The following is a 24057-nucleotide window of genomic DNA, read 5'->3' on the forward strand; positions in this document are numbered from 1 at the left end:
CGGCGGTCGGGCGCCGCACCCCGGCGGTCAGGACTCCAGGAGGCTCAGCAGGTAGGTGCCGTAGCCGGACTTGGTGAGCTTCTCCGCCCGGGCGCGCAGGTCGTCGTCGGACAGGAAACCGCGGCGCCAGGCGACCTCCTCCGGGGCGCCGATCTTGAGGCCCTGGCGTCGCTCGATGGTGCGGACGTAGTCCGAGGCCTCCAGCAGCGAGTCGAAGGTCCCCGTGTCGAGCCAGGCGGTGCCGCGCGGCAGCACCTCGACCTGGAGCCGGTCCTGGCGCAGGTACTCGGCGTTGATGTCGGTGATCTCGTACTCGCCGCGTGCCGAGGGCTCGAGCCCCTTGGCGATGGCCACGACGTCGTTGTCGTAGAAGTACAGGCCGGGCACGGCGTAGCTCGACTTGGGGCGGGCGGGCTTCTCCTCCAGCGAGAGCGCCTTGCCGTGCTCGTCGAACTCGACCACGCCGTAGGCGGTGGGATCGGCGACGCGGTAGGCGAAGACCGCACCCCCGTCGAGGTCTGCGAACCGGGTGAGCTGATGGCCCAAGCCGGGGCCGTAGAAGATGTTGTCGCCCAGCACGAGCGCGGCCGAGTCTGCGCCGAGGAACTCCTCGCCGAGCACGAAGGCCTGGGCGAGGCCGTCGGGCGACGCCTGCGTCGTGTAGGTGATCGAGATGCCGAACTGCGAGCCGTCGCCGAGCAGCCGCTCGAACTGGCCGGCGTCGTGCGGGGTGGTGATGACCAGGATGTCGCGGATCCCGGCCAGGATCAGGGTGGAGAGCGGGTAGTAGATCATCGGCTTGTCGTAGACGGGCACGAGCTGCTTGCTGATCCCCTGGGTGATCGGGTGCAGCCGTGTCCCTGAACCGCCGGCGAGAATGATTCCGCGCATGAGCCGGATCTTCCCACGCGGCGGCCGGTCACCGGAGGGTGGAACCGGCCGGTCGGAACGTGTTCTCCCGCTCTTCCCCCGTCGTCTTTCTCTCATCAGGAAATACCCGCGCAGAATTCACCCGGATGAAATCCTCTTCTCGCACACGGGCCGTTGTCGTGCAGGTCAGGGGCAGGGTGAACCACGGGTGATCTCTTTCGCAGGGTGATGCGGCGCCGGTCCTCCGAGCGGTACTCAGATGGGTATGCATGGACCTGATGGAGTCAGCGACCTCCGTACCGCGCCGCGCCCCGCCGAACCCGAGCCGGCTCCCGCGCGTCGCCGTCGCCGGGGCAAGGGGTTCGTCGCGCTGGTGATCATCGGCGCCCTGGTGCTCGTCTGCGCCAGCGGGGCCATGGCCTACTACGGCTACAAGATCTCGCTCGACGAGAAGATCGAGCGCATCGAGGACCCGTTCGCCGACATCGACGAGGCCGCCCGCCCCGAGCCGGCCCCCGTGGAGGGCACCGCCGCGCCCGTGAACATCCTGGCGCTCGGCTCCGACAGCCGGATCTCCGCCGGCGACCCCTCCGCCTGGGAGCTCGGCGCGCAGCGCACCGACGCGATCCTGCTCCTGCACCTGTCGGGGGACCGGAAGTCGGCCGCGGTGATCTCGATCCCGCGGGACTCCTGGGTGGACATCCCCGGCTTCGGCGAGGGCAAGATCAACGCGGCGTTCTCGTTCGGCGGCCCGGGCCTGATGGTCCAGACGGTCGAGGCCCTGACCGGGGTGCGCATCGACCACTTCGCGGTGAGCGACTTCGAGTCCTTCACGACGCTCACCGACACCCTCGGCGGCGTGGAGATCACGGTGCCCGACGGCGGGGGCGGCTCGGTGGAGCAGACGATGACGGGCCAGGAGGCGCTGGAGTTCACGCGCGAGCGGTACGCGCTGGCGAACGGCGACTTCGGTCGCGTGCAGCGGCAGCAGGCCTGGATGCGGGCCATCGCCTCGAAGGCCACCGAGAACAAGAGCGACCTGCTGAAGATGTCCAAGTTCCTGGAGGCGGCGGTCCGGGCCGTGGCCGTCGACCCGGACCTCACGATCGACCGGATGCTGGAGCTGGCCGTCAGCGCCAAGGACCTCTCCACCAGCGACATCACGTTCCTGACCGCGCCCTACTCGGGGACCGGCCGCAGCGACGACGGGCAGTCGATCGTGCTGCTCGACCGGGACGCGCTCGACCCGCTCATGGCGGCCGTGGCGCGCGACGAGCTGCCCGTCTACCTGGCGGAGTCGCCGGGCGGGATCGACACGCTGCCCGCCGTCGTGGAGTAGCCGGGGCCGCCGCGCTGCCGAAAGTTGACCGGCCGAAATATTGCCCGGGTGAATCTCTGCTCCTTTCACCCGCTTTCGGCAATTGAGGGACATGGGCCGCTTGTAGCATCAGTTCACCAATGGCGCATCCTGGACCTCCGGCACCTTCCTTTCGCGCCTGGCGGGGTGCCCTTATCGCTGAATGCCTTCGGGCAGACAAGGACATTCTTGCCGTGAAGGATCGTGCGCCGGGCGTGGTGCGAGGGCTCCGTCGTGCGGTGTGGCACCTGCGCCACGGCGGCCTCGACCAGCTGCGGACGCATCTGCGCAGGCAGCGGGTGCCGATGGCCGGGCAGGTCGGCGGTTCGCGCCTGACGAAGGACGGGCTGACGTTCGACCCGTGGCCGGCCCGCCCGACGTCGGGCCTGGCAGCCCGCGGCACTGCGGCCGGGCGCGACCCCGTCGGCGGGCCGCGCGCCCTGCGGGTCGGCGTCATCCTGGACGACTTCTCGCGGCTCGCGTTCGCGCCCGAGTGGGACCAGGTGCCGCTGACCCCCACGACCTGGCGGGACGAGCTGGCGAGCGGCCTGGACCTGCTCTTCGTGGAGTCCGCGTGGAACGGCAACGCCGGCGCGTGGCAGTACCACCTGACCGGCACGTCGGCCCCGCGGCCGGCCCTCGTCGAGCTCGTCGCGGCCTGCCGCGCGGCGGGCGTGCCCACGGTGTTCTGGAACAAGGAGGACCCGGTCCACTTCGCGGACTTCCTCGACGCCGCCCGGCTGTTCGACCGGGTCTACACCACGGACGTCGACCGCGTGCCCGCCTACGTCGAGGCCCTGGGCCACGACCGGGTGGGTGTGCTGGAGTTCGCCGCGCAGCCCGCGATCCACAACCCCGTGCGGCTCCACGGCCGCGGTCCGGAGCGCGACGTCGCGTTCGCCGGGATGTACTTCGCGCACAAGTACCCGGAGCGGCGCGAGCAGATGGACCTGCTGCTCGGGGCGGCGCTCGACGTCTCGCCCAAGATGGGGCACGGCCTGGAGATCTTCAGCCGGTTCCGCGGCAAGGACGAGAAGTACCAGTTCCCGGCGCCGCTGGACGGGCGCGTCGTCGGCTCGCTCGACTACGACCGGATGCTGACCGCCTACCGCGAGTACAAGGTCTTCCTCAACGTGAACTCGGTGGTCGGCTCGCCGTCGATGTGCGCGCGCCGGATCTTCGAGATCACCGCCTCCGGCACGCCCGTCGTCTCGACGCCGAGCGCGGCCGTCGGGGAGTACTTCCCCGGCGACGAGGTCTTCGTCGCCGGGACCCGCGAGGCCGGCGCGCACGCGATCCGGGCGCTCGTGCGCTCGTCCGAGCTGCGCGACCGGGCGGTCCACAAGGGCCAGCGCCGCATCTGGCGCGAGCACACCTACGCCGTCCGCTCGCAGAAGGTGCTGGCCGACGTCGGCCTGGCCGGCTCGCCCGTCGTCGCCCGGCCGACCGTGACCGCCCTGGTCTCCACGAACCGCCCGCACCAGCTCGACCACGTGCTCGGCGTGCTCGGCGCCCAGGAGGGCGTGGACCTGCAGGTCGCGCTGCTCACACACGGTTTCGAGGCGGACGACGCCGACCTGCGCGCCCGCGCCAAGGAGGCCGGCGTCGGCTCGCTGGAGCTGCTCTCGGCGACGGCGGACGTGCCGCTGGGCACGTGCCTGAACCTGCTGCTGGACACGGCCGACGGCGACGTCGTGGCCAAGATCGACGACGACGACCTGTACGGCCCGCAGTACCTGTCCGACCAGCTGTACGCGCTGGCGTACTCCGGCGCGGACGTGGTGGGCAAGCAGGCGCACTACATGTACCTCGAGGGCGCCGACGCGACGATCCTGCGGTTCGCGGACCGCGAGCACCGGTACACCGACCGCGTGATGGGGCCGACGATCGTCGCTGCGCGTGAGACCGCTTCCACCGTGCGCTTCCGCCCGCTGGGGCGTGGCGAGGACACGGCCTTCCTGGCCGACGTCGTCGAGGCGTCCGGGACCGTCTACTCGGCCGACCGGTTCAACTTCATCCAGGTGCGCTCGGCCCCGGGCGGGCACTCGTGGTCCGTGACGGAGGCCGAGCTGCTCGCGAGCGGCGAGCTCCGGCACTACGGACGTGCGGCGACGCACGTCATGTTCTGAACGTACGAAAGAGAGAACTCAATGGGTATCAGCACCGTTGCCGTGATCGGCCTCGGTTATATCGGTCTGCCGACGGCCGCGATCCTGGCGGCCAACGGTGTCGACGTCATCGGCGTGGACGTCAACCAGACGACGGTCGACGCCGTGAACCGCGGCCAGGTGCCGTTCGTCGAACCTGACCTGGCCGGGTACGTCTCGGCTGCGGTGACCGGTGAGCGGCTCCGTGCCGTGTCCGCACCGGAGGAGGCCGACGCGTTCGTCGTGGCCGTGCCCACGCCGTTCACCGGCGACCACGAGCCGGACCTCAGCTACATCAGGTCCGCGGCGGAGGCGCTCGCGCCCAGGCTGCGCGGCGGCGAGCTCGTGGTCCTGGAGTCGACCTCGCCGCCCGGTGCCACCGCGCAGATGGCGCAGTGGATCCTCGACGAGCGCCCGGACCTCAGCCTCGACGGCTCCGGCTCGCGGCCGGTGATCCACGTGGCGCACTGCCCGGAGCGCGTGCTGCCGGGCCGCGTCATGGTCGAGCTCGTCACGAACGACCGGATCGTCGGCGGCCTGACGCCGGAGGCCGCGCAGCGAGCCCGCGACCTGTACCGGGTCTTTTGCCAGGGCGAGATCCTGCTGACCGACGCGGTCACCGCCGAGCTCGCGAAGCTCGTCGAGAACTCGTTCCGCGACGTGAACATCGCCTTCGCCAACGAGCTCTCGGTGATCGCGGACCGGCTCGACGTCGACGTCTGGGAGCTCATCCGCCTCGCGAACCATCACCCGCGGGTCAACATCCTCCAGCCCGGCCCCGGGGTGGGCGGGCACTGCATCGCCGTGGACCCCTGGTTCATCGTGGACGCCGCTCCGGAGGAGGCGCGCCTGATCCGGGCGGCGCGCGAGGTCAACGACGCCAAGCCCGAGTGGGTGCTCGACAAGGTGCGGGCGGCCGCGCAGGGCATGACCGAGCCGACCATCGCCGTGCTGGGGCTCGCGTTCAAGCCGGACATCGACGACCTGCGCGAGTCGCCGGCCCGCCGGATCGCGGGGCGGCTGGCCGACGAGTTCGCCGAATCCGACGTGCTGGTCGTCGAGCCGCACATCGAGGAGCTGCCCAAGGAGCTGGCCAACCGGCGGAACGTGCTGCTCACCACGCTGGAGGACGCGGTGCCGAAGGCCGACGTGGTGGTGCTGCTCGTGGACCACTCGGCGTTCAAGCACGCGGACACGGAGGCCCTGGGGCTGGGCACGACGCCGCTGGTCGACACGCGCGGCGTGTGGGGGTGACCGTGCGATCACGGATCAGGCGTGTCCTGGGCAGAGCGCGGCGCGCGCTGGTGGCGAGGATCCAGCCGGTCGCAGTCGCCGCTGCGCTCTGTGGAGCCGTGGCCACCGCGGTGGTCGGGACGCTGACGCGGTCCTGGGCACTGACGGCCTTCGTAGCGGTCGTCTCGCTCGCGCTCGCAGCTGCGGTCCACGTGCAGCATCGCAGTGTCCGTGTGCACCTGGCCGCCATCCATGCCTCCACCCGTGCACTGACCCGGAAGGCCGGCCACCCCGACCAGAGCGGCAGTCGCGGCGTCACCGCTCGGCAGGCGGCCTCTCCGACGCCACGGGCCGCGGGTACGGTTCCTGCCGTACCGCCGAAGCAGCCGGGAGGTGCGGCTGCCGCTCCAACGGCCCCCGTCCGACAGCTCCGCACGGGCCGAGGTGGTTCACCGCTGGCCGTCGAGAGCTGGCACGTGCGGGTGGACGACGACTCGGCGACCACCGCGCTGGTGACCATCTCGCCGGACGAACCGACCACGTTCACCGTCCCCGTGCGCGGTGGCGGACGGCTCGAGGCGGAGTTCTCGCTGCGTTCGCCGTCGGCGGCCCCCAACCCCCGGGCACTGCAGGTGGACACACAGTACGTCCGCGCCGACGGCGAGCCGGTCGGCCATCCGGTGCCCACGACCACCCTGCCCTACGTACCTGGCGCACTCCGCCGGAAGACCAGCCTCGTGGTACCCGACTCGGCCGCAGCGGTGCGCTTCACGGTGCGCAAGGCGGGCGGGAACATCCCGTACCGGCTCGTCAACAGCGTCGAGGTGCGGCAGGAGTCGCTGGCGGCGGGCCGACGCGAGGCCCAGGACGTGCGGGTGGCGTTCATCGCCGACACCTTCACCTTCAACTCCTTCCGTGACGAGTGCGACGCGGTGGCGCTCGACCCCGCTCGATGGCGGGAACAGTTCGAGGAGCACGCTCCCGAGCTGTTGTTCTGCGAGTCAGCCTGGGCGGGCGTGACGCCGGAGCGGGAGTGGCGCGGCAAGGTCTACGCAACCAACGCGTGGGCGCACGAGAACCGTACGGCTCTGCTCGAGATCGTCGCCCACTGCCGGGCGAACGGGATACCGACGGTCTTCTGGAACAAGGAGGACCCGAGCCACTACTACGACCGCAGGCACGACTTCGTCCGGACAGCGACGCAGTTCGACCACGTGCTGACGACCGACGAGGCGTGCGTGGACCGCTATCGGGTCGAGTGGGGCGCTCGCAGCGTCGGCTGCCTTCCCTTCGCCGCTCAGCCACGGCTCTACAACCCGTCCGATGCGGTCGAGCGCGAGCCGGGCAGCATCGTCTTCGCCGGTAGCTGGTACACGTATCACGTCGCGCGGAGCGCAGCGATGGCATTGGTCTTCGACCGGATCCTCGAACAAGGACTCCGCCTCGACATCTACGACCGGTACCACGGTGGCGACGACCCGCATCACTTCTACCCTGAGCGCTACCGGGGTCTGACCCGGGCGGCCGTCCCGCACAGCGACCTTGCCCAGGTGTACAAGAAGTACGAGTTCGGGCTGAACTTCAACACCGAGACCCGCTCGCGGACCATGTTCGCGCGTCGGGTGTTCGAGCTCGCCATGTCTGGAACCTTGGTCGTCTCCAACTATTCCGCGGGCGTGGCGCGGTACTTCGGCGAGGGTGTGATCTTCGCGGACAGGGAGCCTGACCGGGTCCGCGACATGGACGCGGCCGACCGCCTGCGTCTGCGCGAGAAGAACCTCGACCTGGTCCTCAAGGACCACACCTACGCCCGGCGCTTCCGACAGGTTCTCGACCTGGTGGGGATCTCGTACGAGCCCGACGACGGCTCGGTCGACCTCCTGGCCACGGCGAGCGATCGCAAGACCGTCGAGAGTGTCCTCGACACCCGCAGGTCCTTCGGTGACCACGTTGCCCGCACGGTCGTCGTGGTGCCGCGCACCGTCGACCCGTCAACGGTCCAGGAGCTTTACGGCTACGCCGGAGATCACGTCCAGGTGGTCGCAGAGCCGTTCGTCGAGGCGGCGCTCGCGCGCGGGAGGAGCCGGCAGGCGCTCGTGCTGGGCAGTCGGCCGGTCTCGCTGACCGACCTGGACCGTGGCCTGCTGCACCTGGCATATGCCGACGGCGGAGTGGCGCTGGCCGGCACGCGTGACTACGACTACGGCGGTGTCGGCGACGAGGTCTCGGTGCTGCTGCCGCAGGGCGCCGCCGTGCGACCGGTGCTCGATGGCACCGTCCGTGAGCGGCTCTACCGCATCTGAGGAGACATGGAAGCAAGAACTGCCGCAGGCCCGAGGGACGTCCAGCTCTCGATCATCATTCCGGCGTACAACGCGGAGGCGACCCTCCGGTCCGCCCTGTCCTCTGTGTCGGAGCTGGACGAACATGGCGTGGACTACGAGGTCGTCGTGATCGACGACTGCTCGACGGACGCCACGGTCGAGGTCGCCGAACGCCTCAGCTCGGGACGCCCGAGCTGGCGGGTGGTGCGGCTGCCCAACAACACTGGCTCGCCGTCGGCACCACGCAATGCGGGAGTCGACGCGGCGCGCGGGGAGTTCGTCTACTTCCATGACTCGGACGACGAGCTGCTGGCGGCCGGTGTCGCAGTAGCGCTCGACGTCGCCGTCCGCAACGGGTCCGATCTCGTGCGAGGTCCTTTGCTGGTGCGCGACGACATGGGCGAGACCTACGTCGGCAACCGCCTTGCGGATGCTGCGGAGGACGGTGACCGGGACCAGCTGATCGAGCGCATCTTCGCCGAGCAGAGCACCACGCCTCCGGCCATCATCCGTCGGCGGCTCCTGGCGGATCACCAGATCCGGTGGGATCCGGACGTCCGCATGGGCGAGGACACGCTCTTTCTCGCCGAGGTCGCGCTGCGGGCGGACTCGGTCCACTACTCGGACGCGCCGCTCTACGTGTACGACCGCCGGCTACGGGACGCGCGCTCCTCGACGCAGGCTTATGACGACGCCGCCCTCCGTAACCACTTGCACGTCTGGACGTCGGTGCAGCGACTGCTCGCCGAGCGCGGGATCGACTATCTGGCGGGACGCGGGCGGATCGGGGTCCGCGAGGCACTCGTCGCGCTCTATACACGGCGGTCCGGGAGCATCGCGCGAGACACGTTCGTGCGGCTGCAGGACTTTCTGCGAAGGTACGACGGCGTGCTTGGCGCCGACACGTTCAAGCCCCGCATCCAGGAGATCTACCGGATGGCGAGGGACGGCGCGTACGAGGCGTTCTGCGACGTCATCACGCCGAGACTGCTTGTCGCCGGCTACGACCTGAAGTTCATCATGGGAGCTCTGCCCCGCCTCGGGGACGACTTCGTCACCATGGTGGACGAGTGGGAGGGCCACGACCGGCACGACGCCAAGCGGTCCGAGCGCCTGCTGGCTTGGGCAGACATCGTGTTCTGCGACTGGCTGCTCGGGAACGCCACCTGGTACGCGCGGCATGTGCGACCCGAACAGGTGCTCGTCGTTCGGGGCCACCGCTTCGAGCTCGAGCGGAACTTCGGCTTCGATCCGGTGCTCGACCGGGTGGACCGGTTCTACTCGGTGTCGGTGAAGACGCTGGAGGACTTCCTGCAGGTCTTCCCCATCCCACGATCCAGGGCGCGGCTGCTGGCCAACTGGGTCGACGTGGACTCGTACGCCGTGGCCGACGACCCGGAACGGGTCTACCGTCTGGCCATCGTGGGTGCGGTCCCGGAGCGCAAGGGAATGCTCCGCGCTCTCCAGGTCCTCGCCGACCTCCGGGCGTCGGACGAGCGCTTCCAGCTGCACGTGTACGGCAAGGCCGCGCACGAGGTCGACTGGATCTGGAAGGACGACGCCGAGCGGGACTACTTCGAGCGGTGCGATCGCTTCGTCGAGCAGCACGAGCTCGCTCCGGCCATCACCTACCACGGTTGGGCGGACATGCGCTCGGAGCTCGCCACTACGGGCTGGGTCCTGTCGACCAGTGAGGACGAGAGCTTCCACCTCGCACCGGCCGAGGGCTTCGCGGCGGGTGGACAGGGCCTGGTCCTGGACTGGCCGGGCGCCGAGTACGTGTATCCGCCCCGGTTCGTCTTCCGCTCGGTCGACGAGATGGTGTCGTACGTCGAGAAGAACCTCGACGCGGACACCTACGTGGAGGGCGTGGCGGAGGGGCGAGAATTCGTGGTGGAGAACTACGACCTCGAACGGTTCGCCGATCGGCTGACCGTCGACCTCAACGCCCTGTTGACACGGCGCAGCACGCGGTGACCTCCGGCCCGGTGACCTGGTGGCGGCAGGTCACCGGGTCACCGGCACCTCGAAGCGCGCCTGCTCGACGATCACGTTCCGGACGAAGCAGGAGACCGAGGTGGCTCGCCGTGCCGTCGTCCCGGTGAGCTCGATGCCAGGTTCCGGCGTGTACCAGATCTTCTCGAGCACCCCGTCCGGGCTGTTGACGTAGAACGCGAAGGTCAGGCCGGCCGGGGGCCGGACGAAGTCGATGCGGTATCCGTCGGGGGTCGACGAGAGAGCGAAGTCCTCGCCCGTGATCTCGCCCAACGACGCGATTCTCGCGCCGAAGAACTGCGGGAAGGTCGTGGACACCGACTCGTAGGCGGCCTGCGGCGTCGCACCCGCGAGCAGCGCACGGGTGGCGAGCAGCGTCACCTCGCGTGGCGGCGCGGAGTGCCCGCCGCCCCAGTCACCGATGGCCACGACGCCGGCCCCGTCGGTCAGGACGCCCTGTTCGACCGTCATCTCCCGCCGGGTGGCGTACGGCCTCGCATGCTGCTCCAGGTGCCAGTCGCCCGTGTTCTGCAGCACCAGCGTGGCCGATCGGTCGTCCGCGTCACCGAGCAGCGTCCTGATGCCCCGCCCTTCGAAGTACGCGCGGAGCGTCTCACGTTCCTGGGGGTCGCCCGGGTCGAGCCGACTCGTCCGTGCCTCCGGAAAGGCGCTACGGACGTAGTCCGCGACCGCCGTGACCTCGTACGCCAGCAGGTCGGTCTGAGGGTTCCACGCGAGTGCCCGTGCGCGCTTCCCGACGGCGTGGGCGGCGCTGAGCGCGGCGAAGCCACCGCCGCTGCCGCCGATGAGTAGCAGGTCGACGTCGTAACGTTCGACGATGCCGGCGAGCAGGCCATGGAGGGCCCGCTCGGCGTGAAACCTCGAACAGCCCGCGTACCACGCGAGCTTGAGGTCACCATGGTCGCTGATGGTCGGGTCGGCGACGCTGATGGAAGCGGTGCCCAGCTCGGTGCTGATGCCTTGGCCGGAAAAGTACGGACCGAGTGCGCCGTTGCGCTCCTTCGTCGCGCCGGAGAAGATCACCGGCACCGTGGCCGGACCGTCCTCGCCCAGCGGCCGTCCGTAGAACGATACGTCCAGCGTCCCGTCCGGGAACGAGATGGAGTGCAGCCCGGTGTCATGGCCCGGCGTGGCCAGGAACGCAACCAGGCTCTCCCAGCGGCGCACCGGCCGCTTCCACTGGGCGAGGTCGACGGGGGAGTGAGCGTGCACGACGTCTCCGGGCGGTGTGGTGGGTTGAGGGGGGGTCACGAGCCCGGGGTGAGGTCGACCATGACCTGCTGGATCGACCCCTGACGGTCCTTGACGAAACAGCGCACCCCCGTGGCGGCGGCCGCTTCCTCCTGGCGCAGGTCAAGCCAGTAGTTGGCCCCGTACCAGTCGGCACGCAGCCGCTCGGAGCCCTGCATCACGTAGAAGGCGAACTCGCTGCCGCGGGGGTCACCGGCGAAGATCACGCGGACAGCGCCCTGGGCCCGTTCGACGCGGAACTGCGGCGTGCTCCGGGGGCCCTCCGCGACCGCCAGCTCGTGGATCGCGGCCAGCGCGAGGTCCAGTGCCTGAGGGTTGAACCGCGACCGGGTCAGCCGCATCCCGCTCACGGCGTGCCGCTGGCGTGCCTCGGCGTCCGTGGCGATCTCGACGCAGTGGTCGTGGAAGGCCGCCCCGGAGACACGTGCGCCGTCCGTGCCGTAGAGCAGGGTCGACGTGTCGCCCGTGGGCGACAGCGCGTAGGTGCCCGTGCCCTGTGCCACGACGGCGGGCAGGCCGACGGCGATGGCGTCGATCGCGTCCCGACCCGCGGCGACCACGGCATACGCCCGGCCGTAGAGCTCACGGGTGGCCGTGGCGTCCAGATGCCCGTGGACGACGACGTCCGGGGCACCTGGCGCCAGGCAGGCCTTGGCGAGCTGCGCCGTGATGTCGGGGCGGGTGGCGCCCGAACCAGCCAGCTCGATGCGCCACCCGAACCGCTGCTCACCGGATGCGCGCTCGATGAACTCGTTGAGGAGCTCGAGGGCGGGGTCGAAGTCCTTGGTCAGGTTCGCGTGCACGGCCAGGACCAGCGCCCGAGGATCGTGCTTCGCCTGCTGCTGCGGCATCGCGTCAGCGCGCAGGCGGTTCTCGACCACGTGCACCCGGTCGGCCGGGACGCCGCTCACGCCCCGCAGACGGTCGGCGACCGAACCGGTGACCGCGACGAGAGCGTTGGCCTGGTTGTGCCAGGTGTCGATGTCGTCCAGGTAGGGGCCATGGAACGTCGCGACGAGGGGGAGCTCGTGCTGGGCGGCGAACCGGGTGGCGAACTTGCGCGCGGCAAAGGGATGGGTGTGCACCAGGTCCCAGGGGCCACGCCGTGCCGCGGCTTCGCTCGCGGCCTCAAGGTCGGCGAAGTCGACGAGGAACCCGTCCACCCCGCGTGCGGCGAGGCGATCCAGGTACGGCTGCGACGAGGTGGCGACGACCACCTCGGCATCGCGTTTCCTGCCTGAGACGGCGATCTCTTCGCAGTGATCGTGGATGTCCCCGTCGGCGCCGTTCAGGCTCACCGGCATCAGAATGCGCATCATCAGATCCTTGCGTGCCGTCGGGCGTCGGTCAGGGTCGTGTGCATCCGCTCCATGGCTCGGCGGAGCACCGCGTCACCGTCGTGCATCAGCAGGAAGCTGCCGGTCCGGGTGACCGTGCCGAGCAGCTTGAGGGTCAGGTCCACCTGCTCCGCGGTGTGCCGGGCCGTAAGATGTTCCGCCTCGGCGAAAGCATGCACGTCGACCTTCTTAAGGCCCGGCACCGTGACCGACTCGGGGAACTCCGGGTAGACCACGACCAGCTCTGAGGCCCTGTCGGCCGCTGCCACGAGCAGGGCGCACACAAGACCGTCGCCGGCCGTCAGATAGGTACGGTCCTTCCCGGTCCGGGCCGTGACCTGGGCGAGCTGTGCTGCGGCCGACTCCGCCCCGGCTGCATCGAGCGCGGGTCCCTGAGCTGTCACGGTGACGACGTTCAGGTTCCCACCACCGACGTTGGCGACCATGTCGTCGAGGAGCGCGGCGAGGCTGGCGTGCTGGCTCGTCGTCTTCACGAGCACCACCGTCGGGGCCTCGGCAGAGGCACTCCGGATCAGCTCGACGGTTGGAGGTGCCGTGAGCGCTGCAGCGCTGGAAGGCGCCTGGTGCGCCGTGACCTGCTGTGGCGCTCCGCTGGAGGCCGGGCCCGCATGCGGTGGAACGAACTGGGCTATCGCCTGAGCGAAGTACGTGTAGACCGGCCCCGCGAAGTGGAAGGGCGCGAGCCCCCACTGATGACCGGTGTCCGACCTGGTGTCTGCCAGTCGCACGGTCCGCAGGCCGAGATAGTTCTCGAGCAGGTCGACATAGCGCTGCTGGAAGTAGTTCGCGTCGGACGGGGTGTAGCCGTAGCTGTCGCCGCTGTACTGTCCGTCGACCGTGTACTCGGCCCAGTTCGGCGCCAGGACGAGCGTCCGTTCGGTCAGCTGCAGGCGGTCGAGCTCCGCGCGCAAGGTCTGGGCGGCCCAGCCGAACACCTCGAAGTGCTCGTCGGTACCGAATCGCAGGTAGCGGGTCGACGCGTCGGAGATCTGCGGCGTCAGGCCGGCACCGTCCAGCTCGATCGACCGTGTGACGTATGAGCCGTCCGGCATCTCGAAGACGCCGGCGCGCTCGTCCGTCAGGTCGACGAGGACCAGGTCCGTGTCCGCGGCATGGCGGCCGAGGCTCTCGTAGAGGCTGCCGCTCAGGGCGCCCTGCACCATGCGCTGCTGGAACCGCGAGGAGATGACGGACAGGTCCAGCGGGTACGCGAGCGGCGGTCGGGCGGCCGAGATCATCGACTGGCGCGCGACGTAGTCGACCAGCCCGTACCCGTCCTGTGGCAGGGCGTTGAACGTGTCCCGCGACACGCACGAGCCGTAGACGAAGACCCTGGTGGCGCTCATGCCCCGCCCTCTGCGCTCGCTGTGGTCAGCTCCCCGCTCAGGTCGAAGTCGGGCAGCAGGTCGGGCAGCACGGGCGTGAGCATCCGTGCCGTCGCCTCGATGGTGCGGGCGGCGCTCTGGCCGTCGCCGTACGGGTTCACCGACTGGGCCATGGCGGCGTAGGCGGTCTCGCTGGTCAGGAGCCGGGCCACCTCGGCCACGATGCGGTCCTCGTCGGTGCCGATGAGCCGGGCGGTGCCGGCCTCGACCGCCTCCGGACGCTCCGTGTTGTCGCGCATGACGAGCACCGGCTTGCCGAGGCTGGGCGCCTCCTCCTGGAGCCCGCCCGAGTCGGTGAGCACCAGTGTGGACAGTGACAGCAGGTGCGTGAACTCGCCGTACGCGAGCGGTTCAGTCACCGTGACGTTCGCGAGCCCGTCCAGGTGGGGCAGCACCGCCTCGCGGACCACTGGGTTGCGGTGCACCGGCAGCACGATCTCGGTGTCGGGGAAGCGGCGGGCGATGCGTGCCAGGGCGCGGCCGACGCCCTCCATCGCGTCGCCCCAGTTCTCCCGCCGGTGGGTGGTCACCAGGACGAGCCGGCGCTCCGACGCCGCCACGCGCTCGACCGCGGGGTCCGTGAAGGCTGTGCGGCGCTCCACCGCCATGTACAGCGCGTCGATGACGGTGTTGCCGGTCACGGCGATGTCCTCGAGCTGGACGCCCTCCGCCACCAGGTTGGCCAGGCTGCGCAGGGTCGGGGCGAGGTGCAGCGAGGCGATCTGCGACGTGATCTTCCGGTTCGCCTCCTCCGGGAACGGCGACATGATGTCGCCGCTGCGCAGCCCCGCCTCCAGGTGCACCACGGGGATCTGCCGGTAGAACGCCGCGAGGGCCGCGGCCGTCGACGTCGACGTGTCGCCCTGCACGACCACGGCGTCCGGCTTCAGCTCCGCGAGGATCGGGTCGAGCCGCTCCATGACGCGCGCGAAGATCTGGGCGAGTGTCTGGCCGTGGCTCATGATGTCGAGGTCGTGGTCCGGCACGATGCCGAAGATCTCGTTCACCTGGTCCAGCATCTCGCGGTGCTGCCCGGTCACGACCGTGACCGAATCGAACTCCTCGCTTGCCTCGAGCGCCTTGATCACAGGGGCGACCTTGATCGCCTCCGGCCGCGTGCCGTAGACCGTCATGATGAGCGGGCGGGTGGTCACATGTCCTCCTGAGCAGTGCTTCTCGTGCGTGCGGCTCGTTCCAGAGCCTTCAGTTCCTTGCCGGTCGGCCGCGCGTGCCGTTCCCGCACCCGCCCCTTGGGCGGTTCCGGCGCGTCGATCCGAACCTGCGTCTCGCGGCGCTCAGCGAACGCCTCCTCGAGGATCCGCCTGGCCTCCTCGGGCTGGTCCTTCGCGAAGGCCCACGCCCACTTGCGGTAGCGGACGGCGACGTCCTGCGCCTCACCGTCGAGCACCAGGCGGCCGTGGTGCAGCCAGATGGCGCGGGTGCAGGACTCCTCGATGGTCTGCGCCGCGTGGCTCACCAGGAACACCGTGCCCGCCTGCTCGCGGAGCCTGGTCATCCGGGCCTCGCTGCGCTCCTTGAACGCGGCGTCGCCGGTGGCCAGGGCCTCGTCGATGAGCAGGATGTGCGGGCGCGCCGCCGTCGCGATGGCGAAGCGCAGGCGCGCCGCCATGCCCGAGGAGTAGGTGCGCATGGGCAGGTAGATGGACTTGCCCAGGCCGGCCAGCTCGATGACGTCCGGGATCGCGGCCTCGGCCTCGGCCGGGGACAGTCCCATGGCCAGGCAGCCGAGGCGCACGTTCTCCTCGCCGGGCAGGTCGGGCACCAGGGCGGCGTTCACGCCGATGAGCACGGGCGTGCTCTCGGCGAGCACCTGTCCCTTGGTGGGCTTCTCCAGGCCCGCGATGATCCGCAGCAGGGTGCTCTTGCCGGAGCCGTTCTGCCCCACGAGACCGATCTGCTCGCCGGAGTTCGCGACGAACGAGATGTCCGTGAGGGCGCGCACCGTCACCTTGGGCTCCTGGCCCAGCACGTTGAGCACGGCGCGCTTCACCTTGGCGCGGCGGCCGTGCGTCGTGTCCGTGGACGGCGTCCGGTAGAACATCCGCAGGCCCTGCACGGCCACCGTGGGCCACAGCACGGGAGTGCTCCCGGACCGCGGCGCGACGGCGGCGAGCTGGCCCGTGTGCGGCGGCGCCTGGACTGACATCGGGATGGCGCCGGTGAGTGGCTGCTGGGCCGCCTGGGCGGGCACGGGCATCGACGCCGGGCCGTTCCGGCCGAGCGGCGGGGGCATCGGGTAGTCGAGGTCAGCGGCCATAGCTCTCCTCCGCCCGCCAGAAGACGACGAACCCGACTACGAGCAGCCCCACGCTCCAGCCGCCGAGCCATACCCAGCGCATCAGGTCGGGCGTCGTGGCGTACAGGACGCAGTCCCGCACGATGTCCAGCACGATGAACATGGGGTTCGCTTCGAGCCACTTCCGTTGGACAGGGTCGTCGATGAGGTTGTCGAACGAGAAGAACACCGCCGAGGCGTACAGCCAGACGCGCATCACCATGCCGATGAGGTTGGTGATGTCCGGCAGGGCGGCAGCCCACCGCGCCACCAGGAGGGCGAGCCCCGTGGTGAACATGACCTGCAGCGCCAGGGCGGCGGGTACCAGCGCGAGGCGCCAGGTGTACTGCTCGGCCGGCGCCGTGAGATAGATCAGTGCGGCCAGGGTGACCAGCGTGGGCCCGAGGTTGAGCAGGTTGCGCAGCACCACCGAGATCGGCAGCGCCGCGCGTGGGAACGTGAACGCCCGGATCAGGTTCTTTCCGGTCTGCACCGACCGCGCGCCACCGTTGATCGACTGCGTGGTGAACTGGAAGAGGAACACGCCGATCAGCAGATAGCCGATGAAGTTGTCGATACCGTGCGAGCTCTTCATCAGCACGCCGAACACCAGGTAGTAGACCGTCCCGTCGATCAGCGGGTTCAGCACCAGCCAGGCCTTGCCCAGCAGGCTCTGCCGGGTCCCGCTGGCGACCTTCGCCCGCGCGTCCGCCCACAGGAAGTGCCGGCGCTCCCACAGGAGCCGCACGTACTGCCCCAGCGGCGGTCGCGCTCCCACACGCGACAGGTTGCCGAGCGTGACCAGCTTCGTCGTCGTCGGTGAGGCGTCGAACAGGGCCGCGTACGACCCGGTCTCGGGGCCCGCGCTCATGCCGTCACCCCCAGGCACTGCCGGTAGACGCCCAGGTAGGTCTCCGCGTTACGCACCCATGTCCTCTCCGTAGCCACCCTGTGGCCCAGCTCCACCAGCTCGGCCCGCCGGCCGGCGTCGGCCAGGAGCGAGCCGACGGCGTCGGCCCAGCCCTCCAGGTCGCCGGCGTCGACGTGCAGTCCCGCGCCCCCCACCGCCTCGACGAGCGCGGGCAGTGCGCTCGCCACCACCGGCCGTCCCACCGCCATGGCCTCGACCGGCTTGAGCGGCGTCACCAGGCGTGTCACCTCGTGGTCGCGCCGGGGCACCAGCACGACGTCGAGCGCGGCCAGCCACGTCAGCGCGACGGCGGGTGGCACCCGGCCCGGGAGCACCACGTGGTCGGCCACGCCGAGCTCGCGCGCCAGCCGCGCCAGCCCGGGTCGCGAGACGCCGTCGCCGACCAGCATGCCCGTCACGTCGTGGCCCCGCGCGCGGAGCGTCGCGACCGTGCGGACCACGGTCTCCAGGCCCTCGTAGTCGACCAGGCTGCTCACGGTCCCGATGGCGGGACCGGCGGGCAGGCCGAGGGCGGCGCGCGCCGCCTCCGGCGTGGGGTGGTGCGCGGTGAGCAGCGCGTCCGGCACGGCGTTCGGCACCACCGTGATGCGCCCGGCGGGCACGCCCCGCGCCACGAGCGCGTCGCGCATCGTGCCGCTGAGCGTCACCACCGCGTCCGCGGCCAGCGCCAGCTCGGTCTCCTTCGCCTGCATCAGTGCCCGACGGCGGGACGCCGCCGCCCGTGCCCGGCCCTCGGGTGTACCGTGCGCCGCCACCCAGGTCTCCTCCGGCAGCCCGCGGACCTCGTAGACCCACGGGATCCCGGCGCGCCGTGCCGCCGCCCGGGCCAGCGACCCGACGGCCGACGGCGTGGTGGTGTGCAGCACGTCCGCCCCGACCTCGCGCGCGGCCGCGACCAGCAGGTCCGTCTCCTGCGCGGCGCGGCGTGCGGCGTCGGACTCGGCGCGCGCCGGGACGAGCCGGCGGTAGGCGACGCCGTCGACGACGTCCGTCCCGCGCGCCGCGAGCGAGCCGATGGTCAGCGGGTAGCCGGGCCGCGTCGTCGCCGACGCCGCGAGCCCGTGCGCGCGCTGCGCCACGAGGATCGCGTGCGAGCGCAGCGTGTAGCCGCTCTGGGTGTGCGGCAGGGAGTTGGTCAGGTGGTGCAGCACGGTGACGGGACGGGACCCGCCGGGTGCGGCGGCGTCCGGCGTGGCGGTGCCGCGCGCCGGCTCGGCGGCTCGGGGGTCCTCCGGCGGACCGGGGCGCAGCTCGGCCACCTGCGCGCGCAGCCCGGCGGGCGCGTCCGGCCCGATCGATTCGACGTCACCCAGCAGCCAGGCCGCGCGGTAGCGCGCGGGGCCCGCCGCGGCGACGCCGTCGACCAGCTCGGGGCGGCCCACCGCCACCGCGACCTCCGCCGCGACCCGGCGGCTCCGGCCCGTGGGGCGTGCCAGCAGCGCCTCCGCCTCGCCGGCGGCGCCCGTGGCGTCGCCCGCGAGCATGCTTCCGAGGGCGTGCCGCGCGGACGGCGCCGGCGCGAGGCGCAGGGCGCCCACCAGCGGGCGGCGCACCCGCTCGGGCGCGCGCCGGGCGGCCTGGACGGCGAGCCACAGCGGGTCCTCGACCACGGTGCGGGCCACGAAGGACGTGGTGAAGCGCAGGTTGCGCGCGAGCTCGCCCGCGCGCCGGAACGGTCGTGCCATCAGAACCGGGCCCCTCGTTCGGCAGGCTCGGGCCGCAGCGGGTGGGGGAGCAGCTCGTCGAGCAGCTCCGCGTACCGGTGGCCCAGCACCTCGTCGCTCGCGTGCTCGGCGACCCACGCGGCGGCGTCGGGGGAGGCGGCGGGCACCACGCCGTCGGCCAGCCAGCCGCACCACAGGTCGGCGAGGCCCTCGACGTCGCCGGGGCGCACGACGGCGCCCGCGCCGTTCGCCGAGACGAGGCTCGCCGCCTCGCCGGCGAGGCACGCCGACGCGACGACGCCCGACGCCATGACCTCGTACAGCTTGGACGGGACGGTCCACTCGAACGGGGCCCAGTCCCGCAGGGAGACGACCGTGGTGTCGGCCCAGGCGTAGAGCTCGCGCACCTGGGTGGACGGCACGGACGGCTCCACGCGCACGGGAGCGCCGAGCTCGGCGGCCAGCCGGCGCAGCGGCTCCAGCTCGTTGCCGTGCCCCACGATCCGCAGGTCCAGCGCGTACCCGCGCTCCTGGACCAGGGCGGCGGCGCGGACCGCGACGTCCAGACCCTGCGACCGGCCCACGGTGCCCGCGTACACGACCCGCAGGGGGCGGTCCCCGAGCGTGACGGGGGCGTGCTCCCGGACCGGCTCGAACGCCGTGCCGTTGCGCACCACCGCGACGTTCCGGACCCCGCGTGAGCGCAGCACCTCCGCGAACGCGGCGGTCGTGGTGACCACGAGATCCGCCCGGGCCTGCAGCCGGGTGACGGTGCGGTGCACCACGCGCGCCGCGAGGTCGCGGAACACCCGGCGCAGGTCGCCCGAGCGGCCCCGGCGCAGCAGGATGCCGCTGGGCTCGATCAGGTCGGGCCAGGCGTCGCGCATCTCCACGACGAGGCGGGCCCGGTGCCACCGCGCGAGGGCCCAGCCGGCCACGACGCTCGGGATGCCCGGGACGGTGGCGATCACCACGGCCGGCCGTCCCGCGGACGGGCGCACCCCGCGCAGCACCGAGCTGACGGCGGCCACGACCTGGTCCGCGACGCGCGAACCGAGCCCGTGGGAATGCTCGCGGAAATTCACCCGGATGATCTTCTCGCCATGGGTGCCGGTGGTTACCGAACCCGGCAGGAAAGCGGGTGAATAATGGGTGATCTTTCCCGAGGGGTAGTGCGGCGGGGGCGTCAGAACCGTCACCGGATAACCCGCCGGGACCAGGTGCCCTGCCAGGGCTCCCCAGCGTCTCTGCGGGGCTCCCGACTCGGGTGCGTAGTGGTGTGTGACGAGGAGAATCGCGCGGTTCTGCGGGCGTCTGGCGCGTGCGACCACGCGGACTCTCCTCTCTGTTCGGCGGCTGGCCGAGGCGTATCGGAATTCACCCGCAAGCGCTTTCTCCGGTTGCGGTGCACGCATAAGAGTAGTAGTCGAAATCGCGACTAAGATCACCGGCCATGGCCGCACCCGATCGAATGAACGACTTTCTCTCCGCACCCAACCCCGTGGACGGGGGCCTGCGTCATGCGCGGCGCAGCCGGCGGGGCACGGGATTCGTGGCCGGAATCGTCGTCGGCGCACTGCTGCTGGTGGGTGGCGGCGCGACCGCCGCCTGGTTCGGCTACCGGGCCTCGCTCGACGACAACGTGGAGCGGCTCGACGCGTTCGAGGGCATCGACCCCTCGACCCGGCCCAGCGCGGCCCCCGTGGAGGGCCCGACCGCCCCCGTGAACATCCTGGTGCTCGGTTCCGACAGCCGGATCTCCGCCGGTGACCCGTCGGCCTGGGAGGCCGGCGCCCAGCGCACGGACGCGATCATGCTCGTGCACCTGTCGGCCGACCGGCAGAGCGCCGCGGCCATCTCCATCCCGCGCGACTCCTGGGTGCCCATCCCCGGCCACGGCGAGGCCAAGATCAACGCCGCGTTCTCCTACGGCGGCCCGAGCCTCATGATCCAGACCGTCGAGGACCTCACCGGTGTGCGCATCGACCACTTCGCCGTGACCGACTTCGAGTCCTTCACCACGCTGACCGACTCCCTGGACGGCGTGGAGATCACCGTGCCCGACGGCGCGGGCGGCTCGGTGCGCCAGGCCATGACCGGCGAGGAGGCGCTCGCCTTCGCCCGTGAGCGGCACGCGCTGGCGAACGGCGACTTCGGCCGCGTGCAGCGGCAGCAGGCCTGGATGCGGGCCATCGTGGCCAAGGCCAACAACAACCGGAGCGACCCGCTGAAGATGGCCTCGTTCCTCGGGGCCGTCACCAGCTCCGTGGCCGTGGACGAGGGGTTCACCTTCGACCGGATGCAGGAGCTGTTCCAGAGCGCCCAGGACATCTCGACGAAGGACATCACGTTCATGACCGCCCCCTACTCGGGCACGGGGCGCAGCGCGGACGGGCAGTCGATCGTGGTGCTCGACCGCGCGACGTTCGACCCGCTCATGCAGGCCGTTGCGGCGGACGAGCTGCCGGACTTCGTGGCCGCCAACGAGGCCAACATGGACGTGCTGCCCGCCGTGGTGAAGTAGCCCCTACGGGCCCCTCAGAGGCCCAGGATCGAGCGGAGGTCCGCCTGCACCAGGGCGAGGCGCCGGCGCGCGGCCACGCGCGCCGTGGACAGCTCCTCGGCGGACGCCGCGGGGTCGATCGGCGCGACCACCTCGATGTAGCACTTGATCTTGGGCTCGGTACCGCTGGGGCGCACGATCACCCGGGTGTCGTCGACGGTGAGCAGCACCACGCCGTCCGTGGGCGGCAGGCCGTTCAGGCCCTCGGCGAGGTCCCGCACGGAGTTCACGGGCGAGCCCGCCAGCTCCGACGGCGGCGCGTTGCGCAGCCACGTCATGGTCGTCTCGATCCGCGCGAGGTCCTCGAACCGCGCCGACACCTGACCCGTGACGTGCAGCCCGCATGCCCGCGCGACGTCGTCGAGCCGGTCCAGGAGCGTGCGGCCCTCGTGCGCGAGCCGGTTGGCCAGCTGGGCGACGGCGACCGCCGCGGACAGCCCGTCCTTGTCCCGCACGTGCACGGGGTCCACGCAGTAGCCCAGGGCCTCCTCGTACCCGAACACGAGGCCCGGGCTGCGCGAGATCCACTTGAACCCGGTGAGCGTCGTGGCGTGCTGCAGGCCGTGGTGGTTCGCGATGGCGGCCAGCGCCCGCGACGACACGATCGAGCAGGCCAGGGTGCCGCCGGTACCGGCGCGCACGGCCCGTTCGGCCGCGTCCCAGCCCAGCAGCATACCCACCTCGTCGCCGTGCAGCATGCGCCAGCCCTGCGACCCGGCCGTCTCCGCGCCCTGGTACGTGCCGTACTGGGGGTCGAACACGGCGACGGCGCAGCGGTCGGCGTCGGGGTCGTTGGCGATGACGAGGTTCGCGTGGGCGTCCTGCGCCAGGGCCAGCGCCATGTCGATCGCGCCGGGCTCCTCCGGGTTGGGGAAGGCGACCGTGGGGAAGTCCGGGTCGGGCGCGACCTGCTCCTCCACCGGCACGACGTCGTCGAAGCCCGCCTCCGCGAGCACACGGGCGATCGCGACGCCGCCCACGCCGTGCAGCGAGGTGGTGACGATGCGGAGCCTGGTGCGCGGCTCGCCGTCGTGCAGCGTGGCCGCCGCCCGGTGGTACTCGTCGGTGATCTCCGGGCCGAGCACGGTCCAGCCGGACCCGGCGCGGGGCACGTCCTTGGCGGCGCCCACGTGGGCGATCTCGCCGGCGATCCGGGCGTCGTACGGCGGGACGATCTGGGCGCCCTGCCCGGGCCCGGCGACGACCCGTCCGCCCAGGTACACCTTGTAGCCGTTGTCGGCGGCGGGGTTGTGGCTCGCGGTGACCATGACGCCGGCGTCGGCCGCCAGGTGGCGCACCGCGAACGCGAGCACCGGGGTAGGCCCGGGCGCGGGCATGAGCAGCACCTCGGCCCCGGCCGCGACCAGCACGGCCGCGGTGTCCCGGGCGAAGTCGGCGGAGCGGTGGCGCGCGTCGTAGCCCACCACGACGCGCGGCGGCACGCCGGCAGCCTCCGCCCGGAGGAACGCGCCGAGCCCCGCCGCGGCGGCGATCACCACGGCGCGGTTCATGCGGTTGGGCCCGGCCGCCATCGCGCCGCGTAGGCCCGCCGTCCCGAACTGGAGCGGGCCGGAGAACCGGTCGGCGAGCTCGGCGACGGCCAGGTGGCCCATGTTCTCGTCGCCGGTCCGGGCGACGAGGCTACGCAGCTCCTCGATGTCGGACGCGTCGACGTCGGCGGCCATCCAGGCCTCGGCGCGCGCGACGAGCTCGGGCGCCGAAGGGGTTCCGGTGGCGGTCGGCAGGTCGGTGGACACGGGCGTCAGATCTGCTTGATCACTCGCGCGAGCAGGTCGCTGATGCGCGGCCCTGCCTCCTTGCCCGCCTCCAGCACCTCCTCGTGGGAGAGCGGGTGGGGGCTGATCCCCGCGGCCAGGTTGGTGGCCAGGGAGATGCCGAGCACGTCCATCCGGCAGTGCCGGGCGGCGATGGCCTCCAGCGCCGTGGACATGCCGACCAGGTCGGCGCCCATCAGGGAGGCCATCTTCACCTCGGCCGGCGTCTCGTACTGCGGGCCGTGGAACTGCGCGTACACGCCCTCGGGCAGGTCCGGGTCGACCGTCCGCGCGACGTCGCGCAGGCGCGGTGTGTACACGTCCGTCATGTCGGCGAACTTGGCGCCCTCCAGCGGCGTCTGCCCCGTGAGGTTCAGGTGGTCCTTGATGAGGACCGGCTGGCCGGGACGCCAGCCGATGTGCACGCTGCCGCAGCCGTTGGTGAGGATGACCGTCTCGCAGCCGGCAGCAGCGGCGGTCCGGACGCCGTGCACCACGCGGCGGGGCCCGAGGCCCTCGTAGAGGTGCGTGCGCGAGCCGAGGACGAGCGCGTGCCGGACGGCGCCGTCGGGCCGCTCGACGCGGATCGAACGGGTGGTGGACCGGTGGCCCTGGACCGCGGGGTGCACGAAGCCGGGGATCTCCGCGGTGGGGATCTCCGCGACGACGTCGCCGATCAGCTCGGCCGCACCGCCCCACCCGGACCCGAGCACGACGGCGATGTCGTGTCCCGGCACACCGGTCTTGGCGGCGATGTACTCAGCGGCGGCGGCAGCGACGTCGAACGGGTCGGTCGTCGGGTCGTCCAGATCTGGCTCCGTACTCATGGTCCGAGGTTATCGCCACTTTCCCCCGGGCACGCGCCCACGAGCGCGGCGGATCCGGGG

17 protein-coding genes are annotated in these 24057 nt (G+C 71.6%); 6 read left to right on the plus strand and 11 right to left on the minus strand.

Going from position 1 to position 24057, the window contains the following annotated elements; all coding sequences use genetic code 11:
* Window positions 1–27: 27 nt before the first annotated feature.
* Window positions 28–891, minus strand: a complete 864-nt coding sequence (gene rfbA, locus QRN56_RS09935) for a glucose-1-phosphate thymidylyltransferase RfbA (RefSeq protein ID WP_285102774.1) — start codon at window positions 889–891, stop codon at window positions 28–30.
* A gap of 244 nt (window positions 892–1135) precedes the next feature.
* Between rfbA and QRN56_RS09940 the strand changes: the two genes are divergently transcribed.
* The 5 genes from QRN56_RS09940 to QRN56_RS09960 all read left to right on the plus strand — a co-directional run bounded on the left by QRN56_RS09940 (window position 1136) and on the right by QRN56_RS09960 (window position 9908).
* Entirely contained in the window at window positions 1136–2209 is a 1074-nt protein-coding gene (locus tag QRN56_RS09940) for an LCP family protein (protein WP_285102775.1), read from the plus strand.
* Window positions 2210–2532: 323 nt separating this feature from the next.
* Window positions 2533–4356 carry a glycosyltransferase family protein gene (locus QRN56_RS09945; protein ID WP_285103157.1) on the plus strand — a complete coding sequence of 608 codons (1824 nt, stop codon included), beginning with the start codon at window positions 2533–2535 and terminating at the stop codon, window positions 4354–4356.
* Window positions 4357–4377: 21 nt separating this feature from the next.
* Window positions 4378–5628 (plus strand): UDP-N-acetyl-D-mannosamine dehydrogenase, encoded by a 1251-nt coding sequence (wecC, locus tag QRN56_RS09950; RefSeq protein WP_285102776.1) that lies wholly within the window; start codon window positions 4378–4380, stop codon window positions 5626–5628.
* Between the two features lie 461 nt (window positions 5629–6089).
* On the plus strand, window positions 6090–7910 hold the full coding sequence (locus tag QRN56_RS09955; protein ID WP_285102777.1) for a CgeB family protein: 1821 nt from the start codon (window positions 6090–6092) through the stop codon (window positions 7908–7910).
* A 6-nt stretch (window positions 7911–7916) separates the two neighbouring features.
* Complete coding sequence (locus QRN56_RS09960; protein ID WP_285102778.1) at window positions 7917–9908, plus strand: glycosyltransferase; 1992 nt, start codon at window positions 7917–7919, stop codon at window positions 9906–9908.
* Window positions 9909–9938: 30 nt separating this feature from the next.
* Here QRN56_RS09960 and QRN56_RS09965 read toward each other — a convergent pair whose 3' ends face one another.
* From QRN56_RS09965 to QRN56_RS10000, 8 genes are read right to left on the minus strand one after another with little or no spacing between them, the layout of a single operon-like run.
* The gene (locus QRN56_RS09965; RefSeq protein WP_285102780.1) at window positions 9939–11159 is read right to left on the minus strand and encodes a hypothetical protein; all 1221 of its coding nucleotides are present in this window, start codon (window positions 11157–11159) and stop codon (window positions 9939–9941) included.
* Window positions 11160–11194: 35 nt separating this feature from the next.
* Window positions 11195–12514 carry a glycosyltransferase family 4 protein gene (locus QRN56_RS09970; protein WP_285102782.1) on the minus strand — a complete coding sequence of 440 codons (1320 nt, stop codon included), beginning with the start codon at window positions 12512–12514 and terminating at the stop codon, window positions 11195–11197.
* A 2-nt stretch (window positions 12515–12516) separates the two neighbouring features.
* Window positions 12517–13902 carry a DUF6270 domain-containing protein gene (locus tag QRN56_RS09975; protein WP_285102784.1) on the minus strand — a complete coding sequence of 462 codons (1386 nt, stop codon included), beginning with the start codon at window positions 13900–13902 and terminating at the stop codon, window positions 12517–12519.
* A complete protein-coding gene (wecB, locus tag QRN56_RS09980) occupies window positions 13899–15074 on the minus strand; it encodes a non-hydrolyzing UDP-N-acetylglucosamine 2-epimerase (protein ID WP_285103159.1) in 1176 nt (391 codons plus the stop codon). Before wecB ends, QRN56_RS09975 begins: the two co-directional genes overlap by 4 nt.
* A gap of 17 nt (window positions 15075–15091) precedes the next feature.
* Entirely contained in the window at window positions 15092–16219 is a 1128-nt protein-coding gene (locus QRN56_RS09985; RefSeq protein WP_285102786.1) for an ABC transporter ATP-binding protein, read from the minus strand.
* Window positions 16209–17108, minus strand: a complete 900-nt coding sequence (locus tag QRN56_RS09990) for an ABC transporter permease (RefSeq protein ID WP_285102788.1) — start codon at window positions 17106–17108, stop codon at window positions 16209–16211. The genes QRN56_RS09985 and QRN56_RS09990 overlap by 11 nt, the downstream gene beginning before the upstream one ends.
* Window positions 17105–18853, minus strand: a complete 1749-nt coding sequence (locus QRN56_RS09995) for a glycosyltransferase (protein ID WP_285102790.1) — start codon at window positions 18851–18853, stop codon at window positions 17105–17107. Before QRN56_RS09995 ends, QRN56_RS09990 begins: the two co-directional genes overlap by 4 nt.
* Window positions 18853–20163 (minus strand): glycosyltransferase family 4 protein, encoded by a 1311-nt coding sequence (locus QRN56_RS10000; protein WP_285102792.1) that lies wholly within the window; start codon window positions 20161–20163, stop codon window positions 18853–18855. Before QRN56_RS10000 ends, QRN56_RS09995 begins: the two co-directional genes overlap by 1 nt.
* 122 nt (window positions 20164–20285) lie before the next feature.
* Between QRN56_RS10000 and QRN56_RS10005 the strand changes: the two genes are divergently transcribed.
* Complete coding sequence (locus QRN56_RS10005; protein ID WP_285102793.1) at window positions 20286–21356, plus strand: LCP family protein; 1071 nt, start codon at window positions 20286–20288, stop codon at window positions 21354–21356.
* Window positions 21357–21370: 14 nt separating this feature from the next.
* On the opposite strand, the gene QRN56_RS10010 is transcribed toward QRN56_RS10005, so the two are convergent.
* Together QRN56_RS10010 and QRN56_RS10015 are read right to left on the minus strand one after the other, a co-directional pair.
* On the minus strand, window positions 21371–23080 hold the full coding sequence (locus tag QRN56_RS10010) for a phospho-sugar mutase (protein WP_285103161.1): 1710 nt from the start codon (window positions 23078–23080) through the stop codon (window positions 21371–21373).
* A 77-nt stretch (window positions 23081–23157) separates the two neighbouring features.
* A complete protein-coding gene (locus tag QRN56_RS10015; RefSeq protein ID WP_285102795.1) occupies window positions 23158–23997 on the minus strand; it encodes a purine-nucleoside phosphorylase in 840 nt (279 codons plus the stop codon).
* Window positions 23998–24057 lie beyond the last annotated feature (60 nt).

Origin of the sequence: Promicromonospora sp. MEB111 (assembly GCF_030209445.1) — a bacterium.
Classification (GTDB): domain Bacteria; phylum Actinomycetota; class Actinomycetes; order Actinomycetales; family Cellulomonadaceae; genus Promicromonospora.